14 protein-coding genes are annotated in these 19017 nt (G+C 70.9%); 8 read left to right on the top strand and 6 right to left on the bottom strand.

Features of this window, described 5'->3' with window-relative positions:
• Positions 1–107 precede the first annotated feature (107 nt).
• Both GQS52_RS08150 and GQS52_RS08145 read right to left on the bottom strand, forming a co-directional pair.
• Entirely contained in the window at positions 108–1577 is a 1470-nt protein-coding gene (locus tag GQS52_RS08150; RefSeq protein WP_182312760.1) for a penicillin-binding transpeptidase domain-containing protein, read from the bottom strand.
• The gene (locus GQS52_RS08145) at positions 1574–3133 is read right to left on the bottom strand and encodes an FtsW/RodA/SpoVE family cell cycle protein (RefSeq protein WP_182312759.1); all 1560 of its coding nucleotides are present in this window, start codon (positions 3131–3133) and stop codon (positions 1574–1576) included. The genes GQS52_RS08150 and GQS52_RS08145 overlap by 4 nt, the downstream gene beginning before the upstream one ends.
• Positions 3134–3423: 290 nt before the next feature.
• On the opposite strand from GQS52_RS08145, the gene GQS52_RS08140 reads away from it, so the two are divergent.
• From GQS52_RS08140 to GQS52_RS08130, 3 genes are all read left to right on the top strand, one after another.
• On the top strand, positions 3424–4410 hold the full coding sequence (locus GQS52_RS08140) for a zinc-dependent alcohol dehydrogenase family protein (protein WP_182316290.1): 987 nt from the start codon (positions 3424–3426) through the stop codon (positions 4408–4410).
• 63 nt (positions 4411–4473) lie between these two features.
• A complete protein-coding gene (locus tag GQS52_RS08135; RefSeq protein WP_259370653.1) occupies positions 4474–4941 on the top strand; it encodes a hypothetical protein in 468 nt (155 codons plus the stop codon).
• Between the two features lie 100 nt (positions 4942–5041).
• On the top strand, positions 5042–6376 hold the full coding sequence (locus GQS52_RS08130) for an SUKH-4 family immunity protein (protein ID WP_182312758.1): 1335 nt from the start codon (positions 5042–5044) through the stop codon (positions 6374–6376).
• Positions 6377–6457: 81 nt separating this feature from the next.
• Here GQS52_RS08130 and GQS52_RS08125 read toward each other — a convergent pair whose 3' ends face one another.
• Entirely contained in the window at positions 6458–6826 is a 369-nt protein-coding gene (locus GQS52_RS08125; RefSeq protein WP_182312757.1) for a hypothetical protein, read from the bottom strand.
• A gap of 182 nt (positions 6827–7008) precedes the next feature.
• Complete coding sequence (locus tag GQS52_RS08120; RefSeq protein ID WP_182312756.1) at positions 7009–7521, bottom strand: hypothetical protein; 513 nt, start codon at positions 7519–7521, stop codon at positions 7009–7011.
• Positions 7522–8193: 672 nt separating this feature from the next.
• On the opposite strand from GQS52_RS08120, the gene GQS52_RS08115 reads away from it, so the two are divergent.
• The gene (locus GQS52_RS08115; RefSeq protein WP_182312755.1) at positions 8194–8361 is read left to right on the top strand and encodes a hypothetical protein; all 168 of its coding nucleotides are present in this window, start codon (positions 8194–8196) and stop codon (positions 8359–8361) included.
• 169 nt (positions 8362–8530) lie between these two features.
• Here the strand turns inward: GQS52_RS08115 and GQS52_RS08110 are convergent, their stop codons facing one another.
• Positions 8531–8950, bottom strand: a complete 420-nt coding sequence (locus tag GQS52_RS08110; protein ID WP_182312754.1) for a DUF4440 domain-containing protein — start codon at positions 8948–8950, stop codon at positions 8531–8533.
• Positions 8951–9013: 63 nt separating this feature from the next.
• Here GQS52_RS08110 and GQS52_RS08105 point away from each other — a divergent pair, with 63 nt between their 5' ends.
• The 3 genes from GQS52_RS08105 to GQS52_RS08095 all read left to right on the top strand — a co-directional run bounded on the left by GQS52_RS08105 (position 9014) and on the right by GQS52_RS08095 (position 15617).
• A complete protein-coding gene (locus GQS52_RS08105) occupies positions 9014–9412 on the top strand; it encodes a helix-turn-helix domain-containing protein (protein ID WP_182312753.1) in 399 nt (132 codons plus the stop codon).
• Between the two features lie 753 nt (positions 9413–10165).
• Positions 10166–14743, top strand: coding sequence for an AAA domain-containing protein (locus GQS52_RS08100; RefSeq protein ID WP_259370652.1), 4578 nt, complete (start codon positions 10166–10168; stop codon positions 14741–14743).
• A 1-nt stretch (position 14744) separates the two neighbouring features.
• Positions 14745–15617 (top strand): hypothetical protein, encoded by an 873-nt coding sequence (locus GQS52_RS08095; RefSeq protein ID WP_259370651.1) that lies wholly within the window; start codon positions 14745–14747, stop codon positions 15615–15617.
• 358 nt (positions 15618–15975) lie between these two features.
• Here the strand turns inward: GQS52_RS08095 and GQS52_RS08090 are convergent, their stop codons facing one another.
• Positions 15976–17214: a hypothetical protein gene (locus GQS52_RS08090; protein ID WP_259370650.1), complete on the bottom strand. Its 1239-nt coding sequence runs from the start codon at positions 17212–17214 to the stop codon at positions 15976–15978.
• 419 nt (positions 17215–17633) lie between these two features.
• On the opposite strand from GQS52_RS08090, the gene GQS52_RS08085 reads away from it, so the two are divergent.
• Positions 17634–18995, top strand: coding sequence for a tyrosine-type recombinase/integrase (locus GQS52_RS08085; RefSeq protein WP_182312751.1), 1362 nt, complete (start codon positions 17634–17636; stop codon positions 18993–18995).
• Positions 18996–19017 lie beyond the last annotated feature (22 nt).

Raw genomic sequence — 19017 nt, 5'->3', positions numbered from 1 at the left:
CCGCCCGGGCCCGGCCGGCCCCGCCGGCGGACCCGGCCCGCCCCCGGCCACCTCGGCCCCGGGGCCTCGGCTCCGCCCCGGGAGCCTCGGCTCCGCCCCAGAGGTCCTCAGCGCAGCGCCGCCCGGATCACCTTCTGCGCCAGCGGGGCGGCGATCCCGCCGCCGCTGATCCTGTCCCGGTCGGCCGCCCCGTCCTCGACCACCACCGCCAGCGCGATCGCGGCCCCGGTCTCGGGGGCGCCCTCCGGCCGGGCGTAGGAGATGAACCAGGCGTACGGCATGCCCGCGTTCGCCTCGCCGTGCTGCGCGGTGCCCGTCTTGCCGCCGACCACGGCCCCCGGCACGGCCGCCTTGCGGCCGCTGCCCTCGGCGACCGCCGTCTCCATCAGCTCCCGCATCAGCCCGGCCACCCCGGGCCCCATGGGCCGGCCCATGGCCTGAGGCACCGTCCGCTCCACGGTGCGCCCCCCGCCGTCGGTGACCCGGTCCACCAGGTAGGGCCGCATCAGCAGGCCGTCGTTGGCGATCGCCGCCGCCACCATCGCCATCTGCAGCGGCGTCGCCCGGGTGTTGTACTGGCCGATCGAGGACAGTGCCAGCTGCGCGTCGTCCACGGAGGTGTCGAACACGCTCCGCGCGACCGGCAGCGGGATCCTCGGGGACGGGTCCGCGTTGAACCCGAAGGCCTCCGCGGTCCTGGACATCGCCTCCGGCCCCACCTCCACCGCGAGCCGGGCCAGCACGGTGTTGCAGGAGACGGCGAAGGCGTACCGCAGCGGAGCGTCCTCGCAGTTCTCCACCCCGGGCCCGTTCTCCAGGTCCCACGTCGTGTTCGGCAGCCGGTACGGCTCGGGGAAGCCCGTCGGCTCGTCGAGGTCGGTCACCGCCCCGGCCGTCAGCGCCGCCGTCGCCGTCACCGCCTTGAAGGCCGACCCCGGCGGATAGGTGCGGCTCAGGGCCCGGTCGAGCATCGGCCGCGACGGGTCCTTCGACAGCTTCTCCCAGGCCTCCCGGGCCCGCCGCCCGCCGCCGGCCAGCGACGACGGATCGTAGGACGGGGCACTGACCAGGGCCAGGACGCGCCCGGTGGACGGCTCCACCGCGGCCAGCGCCCCCTTCCGCCCCGCCAGCGCCTTGTACGCGGCACGCTGCACCGCCGGGTCGAGGGTGGTCACCACGTCCCCGCCGGGCTCGGGCTCGCGGGTCAGCGCGGTCATCGGCCCCAGGGCCGAAAGGCGCGCGTCCCTGCCGGACAGCACCGCGTCCTCCGACTCCTCCAGGCCGGAGGTGCCGTACAGGTGCGAGGCGAAACCGGTGACCGGCGCGTACAGGGGGCCGTCGGTGTAGGTGCGGCGGTACGCGAAGTCCTCACCCGTCGCGGCGGACCCGGTCACCGGGCGGCCGCCCACCACGACGTCCCCCCGGGGCCGGTTCCAGCGGGCCAGCGCCGGACGCGGGTTCGCAGGGTGCTCCGCGTACGCGTCCGCCTCCACCACCTGGATGCGCGACCCCTGGAACAGCAGCCCGGCCAGCAGCACCAGGCCCAGGAACGCGACGTGCCGCGTGCAGCGGGTCACCGGACCGCACCCCCCGCCACCCCGTCGGCCACGGCCCCGGCCGGAGCCGGTGCGGCCTCCGGGCCCGCCGCCGGGACGGCGTCCGCGGCCTCCTCCCGGGCCTCCTCCCGCGCCTCGTCCCGGGCCTCCTCCCGCGCCTCGTCCCGCGGTGCGGCGGGGCGCGCCGCCGGCATCGCCACCGGGGCGCGGGCGGCGTCCGAGAGCCGGACGAACAACGCGACGACGATCCAGTTGGTGACGACCGAGGAGCCGCCCTGCGCCAGGAACGGCATCGCCATCCCGGTCAGCGGAACCAGCCCGGTGACGCCCCCCGCGATCACGAACACCTGCAGCCCCACCAGGGTGGCCAGCCCCACCGCGAGCAGCCGGCCGAAGCGGTCGGGCAGGGCCAGGCCGCAGCGGTACCCGCGGGTCACCAGCAGGGCGTACAGCAGCAGGACGGCGGTCAGCCCGACCAGCCCCAGCTCCTCCCCGACGGTGGCCAGGACGAAGTCGGACTTCACGGCGAACCCGATCATCACGGAGTGCCCCTCGCCCAGCCCCGTCCCCAGCAGCCCCCCGGAGGCGAACGCGAACAGCGACTGGGCCAGCTGCCCCGTCCCCTCGCCGGCCTCGTAACCGGCCAGCGGGTGCAGCCACTCCTGCAACCGGCCGTGCACGTGCGGCTCCAGCGCCGCGACCACCACGGCCCCGGCCACGACCGGCAGCAGCCCGGCGGCGACCCACCCCGGCCGCCCGAGGGAGACGTACAGGAACACCACGAACAGGCCGGACAGCAGCAGCGAGGCACCGAGGTCCCGTTCCGCCACCAGCAGCCCGACCCCGGCCAGCCAGACCGCCACCACGGGCGCGAGCACGCGCCGGGACACCACCACCCGGCACCGCTCCCCGCCCTCCCCCTTCTCCTCCTTGTTCTTGCCCTTGCCCTTCCCCCTCCGCCCCCCGCCGCGCGGCAGGCGGCGCCCGCCCGCCACGCGGTGGACGTCCGCCAGCCGGGCGGCGAAGAAGACGGCCAGCATCACCTTGGCGAACTCGCTCGGCTGGACGGAGAACCCGCCCGCCCGGATCCAGAGCCGCGCCCCGTTGACCGCGGGGAAGAACAGCGGGGCCGCCGTCAGCACCAGCGCGCCGACGCCGAGGAGGCCGGCGCGGCGCCGCAGCAGCCGGTGGTCGCGCAGCACCAGTAGGACGACCGCGAACACCACGATCCCCAGGGCCGAGCACATCAGCTGCGCGGGGGCCGCCGGGGGCCCCGGGGTGTCCAGGTCCAGACGGTGCACCACGACCAGTCCGATGCCGTTGAGCAGCACCGTGACCGGCAGGACCAGCGGATCGGCGCAGGGGGCGCACCGGCGCACCACCAGGTGGGCGGCGAGGGCGAGCGCGCCGAGCCCGGCGGCGCGGGAGGCGGTGTCCGGCGGCACCGTCCCCTCCGCGGCCAGTCCCACGTTCGCGTACCCGTAGGCGCAGATCCCCACGGCCGCGGCCGTCAGCAGCAGCTCCGTGCCGCGGCGCCGCGGCACCCGCACGGCGGTCGGAGGCACGGTTCCACTCATGGGAGCAATGTCGCATACCGGGCGTTGCGTTCTCGGGATTGTCCGACCGCAGGTCGGGCATCCGCCCCCATCGGGCCCGCCGCACGTCCGCCCACCGGAGGCGGGCCCCCGCGGCCCCGGCGCCCGCCGGGGACAGGACCCGGCGCGCGGAAACGGCCCGACGGCCCTGCGGTGGCGGACGGGCCGGACGGGGCGGACGGTGGTGGGCGGGGCGAACGCACCGTACGGAGCAGACGGAGGTGGCCGCGATGGGCACGGTGGACACGGCGGGCGCCGCGATCCCCGCGACGATGCGGGCGTGGACGGTCCGCACCCCCGGACGGCTCGAACCGGCCGAGCTGCCGGTGCCCGAGCCCGCCGCCGACGAACTGCTCGTGCGGGTGCGCGTCTGCGGCGTGTGCCGCACCGACCTGCACGTGCGCGACGGCGACCTCGCACCGCACCGCACCCCCGTCGTCCCCGGCCACGAGGCCGTCGGCGAGGTCGTCGCGGCCGGCGCCCGCGCCCAGGGCCCGCCGCCCGGGACGCGGGTCGGCGTCCCGTGGCTGCGGCGCACCTGCGGGCGCTGCCGCTACTGCCTGCGCGGGCAGGAGAACCTGTGCCCCTCCTCCCTCTACACCGGCTGGGACGCGGACGGCGGCTACGCCGAGTACGCCACCGTCCCCGCCGCCTACGCCTACGAACTGCCCGCCGGCTGCGCCGACGCCGAACTCGCCCCGCTGCTGTGCGCCGGCATCATCGGCCACCGCGCCCTGCGCCGCGCCGAACTGCCGCCCGGCGGGCGGCTCGGCGTCTACGGCTACGGCGGCTCCGCCCACCTCACCGCGCAGCTCGCCGCCGCGCAGGGCGCGGTGGTGCACGTCCTCACCCGCTCCCCGGCCGCCCGGGCCCTCGCCCTGGAACTCGGCGCGGCCTCGGCCGGCGACGCCTACGACGCGCCCCCGGAACCGCTCGACGCGGCCATCCTGTTCGCCCCCGTCGGCGACCTCGTCCCCGTCGCCCTGGAGGCACTGGACTCCGGCGGCACCCTCAGCGTCGCGGGCATCCACCTGACCGACGTCCCGCCACTGGACTACGCCCGCCACCTCTTCCGCGAACGCACCCTGCGCAGCGTCACCGCCAACACCCGGGAGGACGGCCGGGACTTCCTGGCCGCGGCCGCCGAGCACCGCATCCGTCCCCGCGTGACCCCCTACCCCTTCGACCGCGCCGACCGGGCCCTGGACGACCTCGCCGCCGACCGCGTCAACGGCGTCGCCGTCCTGATCATGCCCTGAACACCCTGTCCGGCCCCCGGAGTTGCCGCCACCGGTGTCCGCCCCGCGGGATACCGTGTGGCAGTGGACTGGGGGACTCTCATAGGCACCGGACTCGGCGCGGCCGTCGGCATCGGCGCGACGCTCTTCGCGGAACGCTCGCGCTGGAAGCGCGACCAGTTCTCCAAGGAACGGGAGGTCCGGCGGCAGCTGTACGCCGAGTACCTCGCCGCCCTCTCCCGCACCAGGAACCAGCTGCGCGACATCGCCCGCTCCCCGGACCTGCCCGCCGACGAGCGCGCCGAGCGGGCGGGGGAGCGGTTCCGCAGCGGCGGCGCCTACGAACTGCGCCACCAGATGGCGATCGTGGCGCCCGAAGCCGTCGTCGGCCCCTCCGAACGGGCCCTGCGACGGCTGCGCGACCTCTCCGACAGCCTGGAGGCCGGCGCCGTCCACCCCGAGGAACGCTGGACCACCGGCCACGCCGCATTCGGCGACGCGCTCGAGGAACTGCGCACCGCCATGCGCAAGGACCTCCACGCGGCCCCGTAACCGGGCGGGGACCGCCCGAGCAGGCAGAAGCACGAGCAGAGGCAGGGACGCGAGCCGGCTGAGCGGCAGCACCAGGCAGAAGGGGCGGGCAGTGGAAGGCATGCGGACCGAAGTGACGGCCGGGCAGATGGAGCACTGGTTCGGCGCCGACGGCGTGACACGGCTGCCCGAACACCTCCTGCCGCCCACGGACCTGCTGCCGCACGGCCCCAGCCGCCGCTTCCTGACCGCGATCGGCCTCCCCGCCGACCTGGCCGACCTGGAACTGGGCCTCCACCACGACGACGCGCTCCCGCCGGTCACCGGGGGACTGCCGAACACCGCCCCCGGGGCCCGGCGGCTGCTGGTGCTCGGCGAGCCCGCGTACCACGGCAGTCACGTCGTGCTGGACGGGGAGACCGGACAGGTCCACCTGGCCTCCTGGGGCCGCGCCGTCGACGGGATGCCGGCACTCGACCCGATCGCCTCGGACCTGTCGACGCTGGTGCACCTGATGCTGGAGACCGAGCGCGTGTGGCGCGCCGCCACGTCCCCGGAACTGCTCGGCGGCCGCCGCGGCCCGGCCGCCGTCGAGGCGGTCAACCGGCTGGCCGAGGAGCGCATGCGGGCCGTCGACCCGGAGGTCTTCCCGGAGGGCGGCACACCCGCCCACTGGAACACCGCCGTGCTGATCCGCAGCATGCGGTGGGTCGCGATGCCCGGCGGCGAGGGCGGCCCGGCCTTCGAGATCACCCCGGAACTCGTCGCCGACCTCGGCGAGCCGTACCGCTATGCCGAGGCGGACCTGCCCGCCGGGCTGACCCACGCCCCCACCCGGCGGCTGCTCACGGAGGTCGGCGTCCCCCGGGACAACGAGGTGTTCTCCTCCTCGGAGGAGGAACTCGTCACCTTCGCCGAGCGGAGCCCGGAACGCTTCGAGCAGGCAGGGGAGGAGGCCGGAGAAGGCGACGGCGGGGACGCCGTCGGGGGAGCGGCGGAACCCGCCGGGAGCACGGGCGCCGACGCGGACGCCGGCACGGGGACGGATCCCGCCGTGCTGCGGCAGCGCGACTTCTACCTCGTCGGCCACTGGATCCACGACCTGCACGTCCTCCTGGACGGTGCCACCGGACGGCTGGAGGTGCCGGCCGACTCCTTCGACGGGAAGTCCTACGACGGGGAGTCCTACGACGGCACGCCGCTCGCCCCCTACCTCAACCGCGACCTCTCCGCGCTGCTGTGCACCTGCTGGATCCTCCAGCGGCTGCGGGAGGAGCAGGAGCGCTGGGACTACGGCCGCGCCGGGGAGACCTGGCGGGCGTTCGACGTGCACTCCCTGCTGCTGTCGCGCATGGAGGACCTGATGGACCACGTCGACCCGCACGCCCTGGAACACCTCGGCGGCCCGTGGCGCACGACCGTCGACGACCCGTACACCGGCGGCCCGCTCGGCTGAGACCACCACCGCCACCGTGCCGGGGCGGGGCGCCTGCGGCCGAGCCGCCGTGCCCAGGACGCCTCCCGCCGACGGGCCGGGTTACTTCGGGCGTTGACCGGCCGAGGTGCTCCGGGCCTTGTTGTCGGAACCGGAGCTCGCGTGCTGGTTCAGGACCTTCATGATTTCCGTGGCCAACGCCTCCGACAGCGCGGGGGCAAGGGCTTCCGCCAGGGCCGTTGCCAGAGACTGCGCGAAAAACATCCTCTCCAGCTCGGACGCCCGGGAGGGCCCCGGTTTCGACAGCGAGGCCACAGCGGCTTCGACCAGGGCGGCCGTCAACGGGTCCTTGCTGTATTTCGCACCCGTGCTGTGCGAGAGTCCGGCCTCGCGCACCATTTCCTCGAACACCTCGTCAATGAACGATTCCACCGGATCCCGCTCTGCTTCTTCGCCGGACTCAGCTGCCATGGTGATTTCCTCAAGTCTTTGGTTGCCGGGCCGGGACCCTGCCCCCCATCACCGGTACGGCGTTGAGGGGCAGGACCCCGAGCAGATGGAAGATGTGCCTCGCGAGCTCTACGAGGCGATCGCTCCGCAGCGGGCCGACGCGGTCCGGGCAGTGGAGAGGACGCCGCGGACCACGTCGCCCACTACTGGCGGCACATGAGGGCGGCGAGGAGCAGCGGGTTCTCGATCATGCTTCCGCTTCCGCGCTCCTCACGGCGGCGCATGAGGGCGGCGAGGAGGAGGGGGTGCTCGATCATGCTTCCGCCTCCGCCCTCCTCACGGCGGCGCATGAGGGCGGCGAGGAGCAGCGGGTGCTCGATCATGCTTCCGCCCCCGCGCTCCCCGCGGCGGCGCATGAGGGCGGCGAGGAGGAGGGGGTGCTCGATCATGCTCTCGCCCCCGCGCTCCTCACGGCGGCGCATGAGGGCGGCGAGGAGGAGGGGGTGCTCGATCATGCTCTCGCCCCCGCCCTCCTCACGACGGCGTGCCAGCGCGGCGAGGAGCAGCGGGTGCTCGATCATGCTCTCGCCCCCGCCCTCCTCGCGGCGGGCGAGCAGCGCGGCGAGCAGGAGCGGGCCGAAGGCGGTCTCCGTTCCCGCTTCCTCCTGGACTCCGGTGGTCTGCTCGCGGGTGGGGGTTTCCGACGTTGCCGTCATGTTCTCCTCTTTCGGCGTACGGCTCAGCGGAATGCACGGCCTGCCTCCGCAGGGCGCATCCCGCTCTTCCCGGCCATCGTCACGGCCTTCCGGAGACATCGCATCTCGGCCTCGGATTCGGCGCCGGGCATGCGTGCAGAGCAGAAGGAAAGGCTGAACAGGGTTCCCCCGAAACGGAATTCGGAATGCACCCGGCAAAGAGCCGGAGGGGGATCCACTGCCGCAACGGTCCGCCTCGGTCCGCCTCGGTTCCGCCCGGCAGGGGGAAGCCCTTCCGTCCCGGGGACAGGGGCGGGAAACAGCCGTGAATCCGCCGCTTCCACGTTTCACCGGTCTGTGGGAACGAATTACTGCACACGCGTGAACCGCGCCCTGATGAAGCTGCCACCGATCGGCGGACCGGCTGACCGTGCGCATCGCGCGCGGCCGGACGGTCGCGGGGCGGACGGCCGCGGCAAGGCAGCCCGGACACCCCGGACAGTCCGGAGAGTTCGGAGCGGCTGCCGTTTCGAGGGGCCGTTTCCTCGGCCTGCCGGGCTCGTTGACGGGAGTGATCAGCTACGCCGAACGAGTGGTCCTGCGAGTACCGGGAACCACATCGAGGCGGTACCGCAGGCGGGACCGACTCGTCACGCGCGGCGCAGGAGCGGCAGAACGGAGAGGAGACCGCCCATGGGAGAGGTCCATGTACGTGTGGGGGAGTACCGGAGCAGTTACCACACGGACCCCGACTGCTCCGCACTGAACGGCAAGCCGGAGACCTTCAAGGGGATCGAGAAGGTCTCGCGGGAGGAAGCGGAGGCGAAGGGCCTCCAGGACTGTCGGCTGTGCAGGAGCTAGCGACCGGTTGTTGCTCCCGGCGCAGGGCCCCGGGGCTGCCCGGGGCCCTGCGCTTTCGACGGCCCCCTCGGCGGATCCTTGTTTTGAAGGCCTTGAGCGCGCCGTCGCTCTCCCGGGAGTCCGGGCCCGGCATCCACAAGGGGCCCTGTCGTTCTTCGGGCGTGCCCGCTCAGAAAGCCGGTTCCACCGTGTCCTCGGTGGGGAGTCGCTGTGCACGGGTGCCGAAGGGGTTGTCGAGGACGTACCGCCAACGGCCGTCCGGGCCCCGCCGGGCGACGTCGGTGGCAGTGCCCTCGACGTGCACCGCCCGTCCCTCCCGGTCGGTCCCGTCGATGACCCAGTCCACTATCAGCAGCGCCAGGTCTCCGCTGCAGTACACATGCCGCGGACGGACCGAGACGGGCGCCCCGAGTTCCTGCAGGCGGCCGTTGGCGGCGTGCAGGTCCGGGCCGGTCACCGGCTTTCCCGGCCGCGGCACCAGCACCGCCGCGTCCTCGTAGACCTGTGCCAGCGCGGCGGCGTCGCCGCTGTTGAACCGCTCGGCGAACACCGCGGGCACCTCTTCGGGCCGATCGGCCAGTTCTCGCATGATCGACGGACGTCCTTCCGGGCCGGGAGAATCGAAGCGCCCCACACGCTAGGAGGCGATCCCGTGACTCACCGAACGGTTGGTCACCCGGCAGGACTCCCCGACGACCCGCGCGCGAACGTCACCGCGCCCACCCCCGACTGCCCCGTGGAGATCACGCTGGCGGCCCTGCACGGCCGCTGGACGACGCTGGTGGTCCGCGAACTGCTGCGCGGCGACCGCGCCTACAGCGAACTGCGCGCGGCCCTGCCCGCGCTGTCGGACAAGGTGCTGTCCGACCGGCTGGCGCAGCTCGGCGAGGCCGGGGTCGTCGAGCGCGACCGCCGGCCCGGCTGGCCGCCGCGGGTGCGCTACGCGCTCACCCCGCGGGGACGGCGCCTCGGCCCCGTCCTCCAAGCCCTGTGGGACTGGGGAGCGGACACCCCGCCCGCGACGACGGGTCCGGGAGCGGCCGTGCGATGAGCCCTCTTCGTTGACCGGCCGGGTCCAGCCGCCCCACCTGCGGGGATGTCCCAGGATCCGTTCACGGGGCCGGCGCACGGTCGTTTCGGACGGCATGCGCCTGTACATGCGCGAAGACCCCGCACTCAGCGTTTCCGCTGATGGCGGGGTCTTGTGGCACTTCCTGCGAAGTGCCCCCGGCAGGATTCGAACCTGCGCACACGGCTCCGGAGGCCGTCGCCCATTTGTTCGTTTCCCGCAGGTCAGCGGCGTAACTGACGCTACGTTAGCCGCGCGATCCCATGCATGTCCCATGGGGCATGCATGCCCTTTTTGGTGTTATTTGGGAATTAATATGCTGTAGTGGCCGGATGGTGACGTGATGGATGCCGCGCTGCTTCGGAGCGGGGGGTGAGTGGAGGGGGTGGGGGTGTGGCCTCAATCGAACGGCCGGACGGTCGGTAATGCGCGGGAAGCGGGAACCGGGGTGGCGGCCGAGCGGTCACGCGGGCCGCCGGTGGCAGCCGTCACTCCTTCCACAGGGGGCGTGACAGCTGTCGCCAAGGTGGCGATTGGGCTGAGTGAGGCCGCGGCCGGTGAGGCTGGTCGGCATGCGGTTGAATCCGCGCGGGCTTGCTCTTGATGGATGGATTGATTACGGCCAATTTTTGCTTAATGCGGCTTTTTTATCCTTTCTCGCCGTCCCTTGTTGAAGTGACCCTCTCTCTCGTGAATCCTGAAAGGCTTTCTGCCGAGCCAAGGTCAGGGGGATAGGTGTCCTTCAACTCTCCACTCCGTGCGAACAACCCGGAGGCGGTCCATCGCACACGCCAGCTCATCGAATATATGCGCGAAATTGTCCGGGGATCGCACAAGCCGGTGCGCGACTGGCAGAAGTACCCTGAGGTCCTCTGGCTCTCTGGGCTGCCGGACGACAGGCTCCGGCGGCACCCGGACGGCGACCGGGCGTTGCTCAAGGTGGCACACCGCCCGGCACGCCCGGCTCCTGTTTTGCCCGAGGTGCTAGTGGGGTGGGTCGATTCCGAGGCCGCCGTCGCCGCGACGCCCGATTCCCCGCCACTGGCCGACTCGGGACCGGGGCAGGGCTGGCAGGAAGATGAGAATGGAGACCTGGTCGAGGTCTCCGAGATCCGCCGGGACGAAGCGCACGACGTGTTGCGCGCCTACACGCGATGGCTTGAGGCGTGGCGGAAGTGGTCGGAGAAGGAGCGTGTCGACCGGCCATACCGGGAACTCCACCAGCAGTTGTACCGAATGGCGACCAGGATTCAGCAGGACGGCGAGGAATACGAGGCGGTGCTGGGCGTCGGCTTCCTGACCGTTGGGGCCGCACGCCCTTCTGCCCGTGTCGCCCGGCACATCCTGACGGCACCGCTGACACTCGTCGTAAATTCCACGGATATGTCCATCACCGTCGCCCTCGCACCTGGCGATCCCGCACGACTGGAAGACGGAGAGTTCCTTGACGCGGACACGGGCTACAGCGCCCGTCTGTTGAGCCCGCTGCGAGACCGTGTCGACGCGGAGGGTTTTCATCCGCTGTCCCGTGACTGCCAGGACGTGCTAGGTGACTGGTCGGAACGGGCATTCGGGACTGATCGAGCGGTCGCATTCCACCATGCTTGGAGCCGACCGCCCGCCGACCCGATGCTGCCGGTGCCCACGCTCGGGTTCGCGCCGGCGATCATTCTCCGTCAGCGGGGCCAGGGTGCCCTGGTGAACTTCTACGACGGCATCGCGAGCCGCCTCGCCCAGCCCGGCGCTGTCGCTCCGCTGGGCCTCGCTCAGTTGCTGTACCAATTGGAAGCGGAGGACCGCAGGGCGTGGGGCACAACGGGGGGCCGCGACGTCCCGCCTGCCCTCGGCCCCGACCCGCTGTTCCCACTGCTGTCGAACGAAGCCCAGCGGGAGGTTCTGAGGCGCCTCCAGACCGACACTGGCGTCGTCGTTCAGGGGCCGCCGGGTACGGGAAAGACGCACACCATCGCCAACCTCGTGTGTGCACTGCTGGCCGACGGCAAGCGAGTGCTCGTGACAAGCGAGAAGGGCCAGGCGCTTAAGGTCCTGCGGCAGCAACTGCCCGCCGAGCTCCGCAGCCTGTGTGTCCTCCAAGGCGACCGGCGGCAGGACGGCAGCGGCGACCTGGAGCAGTCCGTGCGCGCGCTCTCCCAGCTCAGTGCCACCCAGTCGACGGAACGTCTCGGAAAGAGGATCAAGGACTATGAGGCGTTGCGCTCGGAACTGTCCGACACTCGAGCGCGGCTCCGTGACGAACTCCGCGTCGTTCGCGAGGCGGAGTGGTACGAACACCTCGACGTCGCACCCGGGTATCAGGGACGGCTTGCGGAGATAGTGGAGACCGTCGCGGCCGGGGCACCGCAGTACGACTGGATGCCGGCCCTGCCGGCCTCTGCGCCACGAGAACCTTCGCTGGGCCAGGACGAGGCCCAGCGCCTGCTGGGCCTGGTGTCCCGCCACGGTGCCGGCGTGCTAGCCGAGCATGCCGCCCGTTGCCCGGACCCCGCGGACTTCGTCGCACCCGTGCTGTTCGAAGAGGCAGTCCACGCCTTGGATATCGCCATGCGTGCTTGCGCCGAAGCCCAGTCGGATCCGCTCGCTCTCGAACTCGCCGACCAGGGGCGAGGTTTGATCACGACGCTGGTGGAACTCCTGGACTCGGCGGAACACGCGCTCCAAAGTGAGGGGCTGCCGGGTGAGCCGGCCGCGTGGGCGCCCGAAGCGTGGACCACTCATGCCCTGCGGGACGGAATGGCCGGCCAACGCCAGCAGCTCTGGGACAGTGTGCGCCGGTCAGCCATGCGTGCCGAGGAGGTGCAGAGCATGCTGCGGCACACGTCCTTCTCCGAGCTCGATGTGCCGGCCGTATCGCTTGCCGAGGAATCGCGTCTCATAGCTGCCGGGAGAGATCTCGAACAGTTCCTGCGCGATGGCGGAAAGCTGCGCAGGCTGGCTCCGAAGGCGGTGCAGAAGGAAGCTCAGGTTCTCCTACGGGATTGTCGAGTGGACGGCCGGCCGCCCACGACCCCGGACGAGATCTCCGCGCTGGTGGCTCACCTGGCGGCACGCCAGTGCGTCCGGCAGCTGAATGAGCGCTGGCAGAGCGTTGGTGTGCCCGCAGCCGAGGGCTCCACGGAGGTGGCTCTGTCGGAGCTGCTGGACCGGACGCCGACGCTTCGTGCGGTGGACGGGTTCGCCCACTCCGTGCGTACGCTGCACGATGTGCTGCTAAAGGCCCGGATCAAGGCCACGGTGCGGACGGCACAGCAGTGGGACGACGTCCGTATGTCGGCGATCCGTGCGGAACGGCTGCTCCGTGCCCGCGAAGCGGAGGAGAGGCTGCGGTCCATCGCGGAGCAGCTGCCGCGGCCCGACACCCACGGAGTGACCGAACTGGCGGAGGTGCACAGGGCCGTCACCGCCCGTGATCCGCAGGCGTATACGTCAGCGATCGACTCCCTGGCCCAGGCGTTCCACCGTGAAGCCGATCGCCGGGAGGCCCGCAAACTCCTGGATCGGCTGTCCGAGGACCATCCCGAACTGGCCCGGCGTTTCGCCGAGTCCCCAACCGCGGCGGCTTGGGAGACCCGCCTCGTGGACCTGAACGGAGCCTGGGCATGGCGGCGTGCACGTACTTTCCAGGACACGAAGTTGGCGCCTGGCAGGGAAGCCAAACTGGAAGGGGAACTGGAAGCCGTCGAGGCGCAGCTGAGAGACGCGGTGACGCAACTGGCGTCTGCCCGGGCGCTCTACCACTGCCTTGACCGGATGACGGCCGGACAGAAGCAGGCGCTGAGCGCCTACGCGTCAGCCACGGCGAACGCCGGAAGGGGGATGACGGCGCTCGGTAAGCGGCACCTGAAGGCCGCTCGTTCCGCGATGCGTGACGCGCGTGCCGCGGTCCCGGCATGGGTCATGCCGATCAAGCAGGTGGCCGAAATGATCGCCCCCGAGCCGGATGCCTTCGACGTTGTCATCGTGGACGAGGCGAGTCAGGTCGGTCTGGACGGCTTGATGCTGCTGTGGCTTGCTCCGAGGATCATCGTCGTGGGCGACGACAAGCAGTGTGTCCCCTTCTACACAGGCGGCAAGCACGAGCGGTTCAACGAACTCCTCGACTCGCTCCTGCCCCATCTCACTGACTGGCAGCGAGACGGTCTCAGCCCCAAGTCCAACCTCTACGACCTGCTGTCCGCGCGCTTCAGCGAGACGATCCGGCTCACCGAGCACTTCCGGTGCATGCCGGAGATCATCAAGTGGTCCTCCGCCCAGTTCTATCCCGACAACGAACTCGTGCCGCTGCGGCAGTACGGAGCGGACCGGCTGCGGCCCCTCGAAGTCGTCCACGTCCATGAAGGTCACTGCGAGGGACGGCGGGAGACTCTGGTGAACCGGCCCGAGGCCGAACGCATCGTTGCCAAACTGGCGGAACTCGCGCAGGACGAGGCGTACGCGAAACGGAGTTTCGGCGTCATCGTGCTCCGTTCCGGTCACCAGACAAGGCTGCTGGAGAACCTCATCGACATGCGGATCGACTCCGCGATCCGGGAACGGCACAACATACGCGTTGGCACAGCCGAACAGTTCCAGGGAGATGAACGGGACGTCATCCTGCTCTCGCTGGTCATCGACGCCGACAACGCCCGGGCCCTGACCGGCCAGGGCGACGGCCGGCGGTTTAATGTGGCCGCCAGCAGGGCCCGTGACCAGATGTGGCTGTTCACCTCCGTCACACCCGACCAGTTGCGCAGCCGGGACCTGCGTCACTCCCTGCTCACCTACATGCAGGCGCCGCCGGAGCTCCAGGGCACCTCTCCTAGCCTCTCCGCCGTCTCGCCAGATGAGCGATGCGAACCGTTCGACTCTCTGTTTGAGCAGCGAGTCTTCCGAAGGATCAAGGAACGCGGTTACCACGTCGTCCCCCAATGGAAGGTCAGTGGCAAGCGCATCGACCTCGTCGTCGTTGGAGAGACGGGCCGCCTTGCTGTGGAGTGTGACGGCAGCCCGTACCACTCCACCCTTGATCAGATCCGTGACGACGCCGAGCGGGCCCGGGAACTGCGCCGGGCTGGCTGGCAGTTCTGGCGTGTCCGCAGCAGCGAGTTCGCCCTGTCTCCGGAGGACTCGCTGGCTCCGTTGTGGAAGCGCCTCGACGCTCTGGGCATCCGGCCCGGAGTCACCGAGGAGGGCCAGGGCGACTCACGGAGCACCTGGGCCCCGGTCGACATGGACGACATCGATTTCACCGCCGACGAGCTCGACGCCTTGCAGGACGAGGACGAGGACGTGTCGGTCTCTCTTGAAGGAGTCTGACGTGAGTGAGACCTTCGACGACAGCACGCTGACCGAGATCGCCCACCTCATCTGTGGGGACGAGACGCCACTCCTCTATCGGAAGGGATACGAGATCGCCGCGTTCTTCGAGCGGGCGGGCTGGGACGACGTCCCGGAGTACGACGGCACACCGAGGCATAAGTGGACCCTGGATCTCCTCAAGGAACGGCAGGAGGACGGCACCAACGATGCCGAGCGAGCCGTCCTTCGCCTGGCGAATCGTCTTGAGTACTACAACCAGCAGCGGGAGTATCACGCCACTCTGGAGAGGCTGAGCGAGGTTCTCGTACTCGACGGACGCCGGATCGATCACGCGGAGGGCCAGCCGCTCCTCGTCCCGTGCGAAGCCGGCTTCGGGACCGACACGCGGCAGCTGCCACGTGTCGAACTGAAGGTCTCCGTGACAGAAGTGGTGAGCGACCCGGAGCTCGCCTCGACCGTGCAACTCCGGCTTGACGAGGCGCGCACCTGTTATGAGCACGGCGCCTACACGTCAGCGGTGATCATGCTAGGCAGCCTGCTGGAAGGCGTCCTGGTGCACGCCGCCGAGGCCCGCGCCAGCGGTACGCGCTTGCCGAAGCCGCTGCGGGACATGGGTCTGAAAGATCTCGTGGACTTCGCACACCGGAACAAGTGGATCGAGCACGATGCCAAGCTGGCCTCGGAACTCGTCCGGTACTACAGGAACCTCGTCCATCCCCTCGCAGAAAAACGGACGGGGCACAGCCCGAACCGAGACACGGTCGACATGTGCTGGCCGGTGGTGAACGCCACCCTGAACGATCTCGCGGCCACGGCTGGAGCGCACCCTGCTCCGTCTTCTCCCCGTGCGTCAACGGATCGAGGTCGTTGAACCCACAGACACCGTGCGACGTCCCACTCCAGCCACTGTGGCCCGTCGCCGGCCGGGCGGGAGGACATCAACGGGAGACTCGGCCAGAGGCAAACCTCGATGACGGTGACTCGTCCGTTGCACACAGTGGTGAGGCCCTCGGGGGGGCGGAGGTGAGGAAGGGCTGCCGACCCCGGGGCGGCCGGGGCGGCGGCTGCGCGCATGGCACCGTCGGGTATTTGTGGTTTCAGGCGGTGGAGGGAGCAGAATCCGGAGAATCCCCGGTTGGGGAAACCGGGGATCTGCGGCTATATTTCGACCTCGCGCGGGCGGGCATCCCTGGAAGCGGATTTCTGAAAGTGCCGGTGCCCGGGGTGGGTCAGAGCGCGTTTCTTCTGCGGACGGGCAGGATGCTCAGGGCCATGACGGTGCCGTCCTCGTGGAACGAGATCGGCCCGCTCCATTTCCTGGATTCTTCGGCGCTGGGCAGGGTGGAGCGTAGTTCGTAGGCCGCGCGCCGGTATTCCTCCACGTGCCCTTCGCTGATCAGCCCGTACAGGTCCGCGTCCATTCCGGAGAATGCCTCGATGCGGACGGTCTCCATGCGGAAGACGTGGTCGGTGCCGACGAATTTCCTGCCGCCGACGGCGATCTCGGCGTCGTGTGAGCTGGAGGTGGCGGCGAAGGTGGGCACGTCGTAGTGCTCACGGCCTTGGTGTTTGGTGAGGTACTGGGCTGTGTTCTGGCCTCCGCCGGCGAAGGCGGTCAGCCCTGCGGCGCCGGTGCGGGCCAGGAGCTGCCCGAACCAGGCCAGGTCGTTCTCGCCGACCTGGAATCCGTCGACGTTCCGTGCCCGTCGGCCCTCGCGGGCGGGGATGCGGATGGCGTTGGGGTAGGGGATACCGGACTTGCCGTCGATCTCCACATCGGCGTTCCCGGGTGCTCCCGGTATACGGAGAGGGAGCCGGACTTCGCCGGGAGCCTGGAGGGCGTTGACGACGACCCCGCCCTGCCCCATGAGCTCGGTGGACAGCATCAGGCACGGTGTCGAGTTCCACTCGCCGATCTGCATGCCCTCGGCCAGCTCCGCTCCCTTGACCAGCTGCTGGATCGTGGTGCTTCGGGTGCGGCCGGATCGCTTGGACGGTTTCTGGTGGTTGCCCCGGCAGACCACGAACGTGACCTTCGACGGTTCACCGGGCTTCCACGCTTCGATGAGGAAGTCGGGCCGGGGGCGTGAGCCCTTGTCCCGCTGCGCGCCGCCGAGGGCCCAGCCGGCCCGCAGGATCGTGCTCGTGTCCACGACCGAGACGATGTGGTCCGGATACCGCTTCCGCACGATGTGCTCGGCGGCGGCGAGGCCGAAGCCGACGGCCAGTTCCCGGGCCTGCATGGACTTGTACCAGCGCTCGGCGGTGCGGCCCTTGTCGGTGAGGTCCATGGCGCCGGCTCGGTTGCCGTGCAGCGCCTCGCAGTACTTCAGGCTCAGCCAGTGCTCCGCGAGTCCTCGCCCCATGCCCTGGCCTGCCAGTACATACCCGCGGGCGACAGCGTGCAGCACCTGCCAGGGGGTCAGGCCGAGAGAGCCGCCGACGTCGGCCTTGGCGACGGGACGCACGTCGGGCTTCCTCCGGACCGCCTCCTGGCCCTTTTCCCTGCGCTTTTTGTCGAGGGCCGCTGCCGCGGAGTCGACATGGGCGACGAGGTCTGCGGTCGATCTGACGTGAACGTTCTGCGTGCGGCTGAGTGAGTTCAGGATCTGTCGAGCGGTTCTTGCCATGCATCCCCCACGGTGTCCGCGTGCCCTGGCCGACCGGGACGGTAGTCGGGTGTGTGAGGGCGCACGCAAGTACGCATGGTGTGTCACCGTGCGGATCTGGCCATGGCGGCTGTCGGGCACCGGCGGCGCCGGACACCTCCGTCGGGGTGCCAGCCGTTCTGTTCGTCAACTCTGCGTGGCCCGGGTGGCCTCGTTCAGGTGGATGTCCGAATGCTCGTGCCGGGAAGTCATGCCTGTGCCGATCAGGAGGAGGGGACATGGACTCGAACGTGCGCAGCCTTGGGGCCGCGCCGGATTACGCGGTACCGCTCCACGGTGAAGGGCGGTGGGACGGGAGCAGTGCCGTCGCGGAGATGGCGGGTGAGTTCGGTGCGCAGCTGGTGCGGGCCATCCGGGCGGGCCTGGCGCAGGGCCCCAGCACCGCCAGGGAACCGCAGAGACTGTCCCAGCTGACCTGGTACGCCTTCGCGACCGAGTACGCCCGGGCCCACTGGCCCGGCCGGGCAGCCAAGACCCGCGACGAAGTCAGCGACGCGCTGACCGCCGTCACGCTGGCGATGTGCTGGGACCGGCGCGGCAGACCCACCGAGCAGGTGCTGCGCCGGGCCCTGCGCCACTGGGCCTTCGTCATGCCCAGGCAGGGCGACCCGATGCCGCCACCGCAGGACCGGCTGGCCCTGCAATGGGTGGCCAAAGCCTCCCGGCCCTTGATCGACCTGTACGACCCGGTCCTGGCTCGCGACGTGTTGGAGTCGCTGCGCCGCAAACAGGACGGCGGCGAGGCGGCCGTGGAGACGATGCGCCGCAAACGCAAAGTCCTCGTACACGCCCTGGGGTACGCCATGGAGCGGGGTGAGTTGGGCAGCAACCCGCTGGAGCAAGTTCGCTGGAGTGTGCCCAAGCCGGCTGTTTCCGTGGACCCGCGGGTCGTCGCCAATCCCAGCCAGGCACGCGACCTGCTGACGGCCATCTCCTACGTCGGCGGATACCGGCGGGCCCGCGGGCGCCGGCTGGTGGGGCTGTTCGCGGGCATGTACTACGCCGGTCTGCGCCCCGAAGAAGCTGTTGCGGTGACGCTGCCGGACTGCCGCCTGCCGAGCAGTGGCTGGGGCCGGCTGGTCCTGCACCGCACCCTGCCGCAGGCCGGCAAGCGGTGGACCGACACCGGCCTGAATCATGACGAGCGCGGATTGAAGAACCGCCGGCCGGGCGACACACGGGTGGTGCCGCTCCCGCCTCATCTCGTGGCGATGTGGCGCGAGAGCGTCACCACCTTCGGCACGGCCGACGACGGCCGGTTGTTCTTCAGCGAACGCGGCAACATCCTCAGCTACACCGCCTACCACCACGTCTGGCGCGAAGCCCGCGCCCTGGCCCTGCCACCCGCCCTCGCGGCCACCCCACTCGCCAAACGCCCCTACGACCTGCGCCACTCCGCCCTGTCGACCTGGCTGTGCGCCGGGGCGGATCCGGCGGAGGTCGCCCAACGCGCCGGCAACAGCGTCGAAGTCCTCCTCACCCGCTACGCGAAGTGCCTCTACGACCGCCAGTCCATCAACAACCAGCGCATCGAGGAGCTGTTGTACGCCTATGATCCGCCGGTGGACCCGGAGGAGTAGGCCGTTGCTGGCCCGGGCAAGG

Origin of the sequence: Streptomyces sp. SCUT-3, from assembly GCF_014083985.1 — a bacterium.
Lineage (GTDB): Bacteria > Actinomycetota > Actinomycetes > Streptomycetales > Streptomycetaceae > Streptomyces_H > Streptomyces_H thermolineatus.
This window is presented reverse-complemented; position numbering and strand designations above follow the sequence as displayed.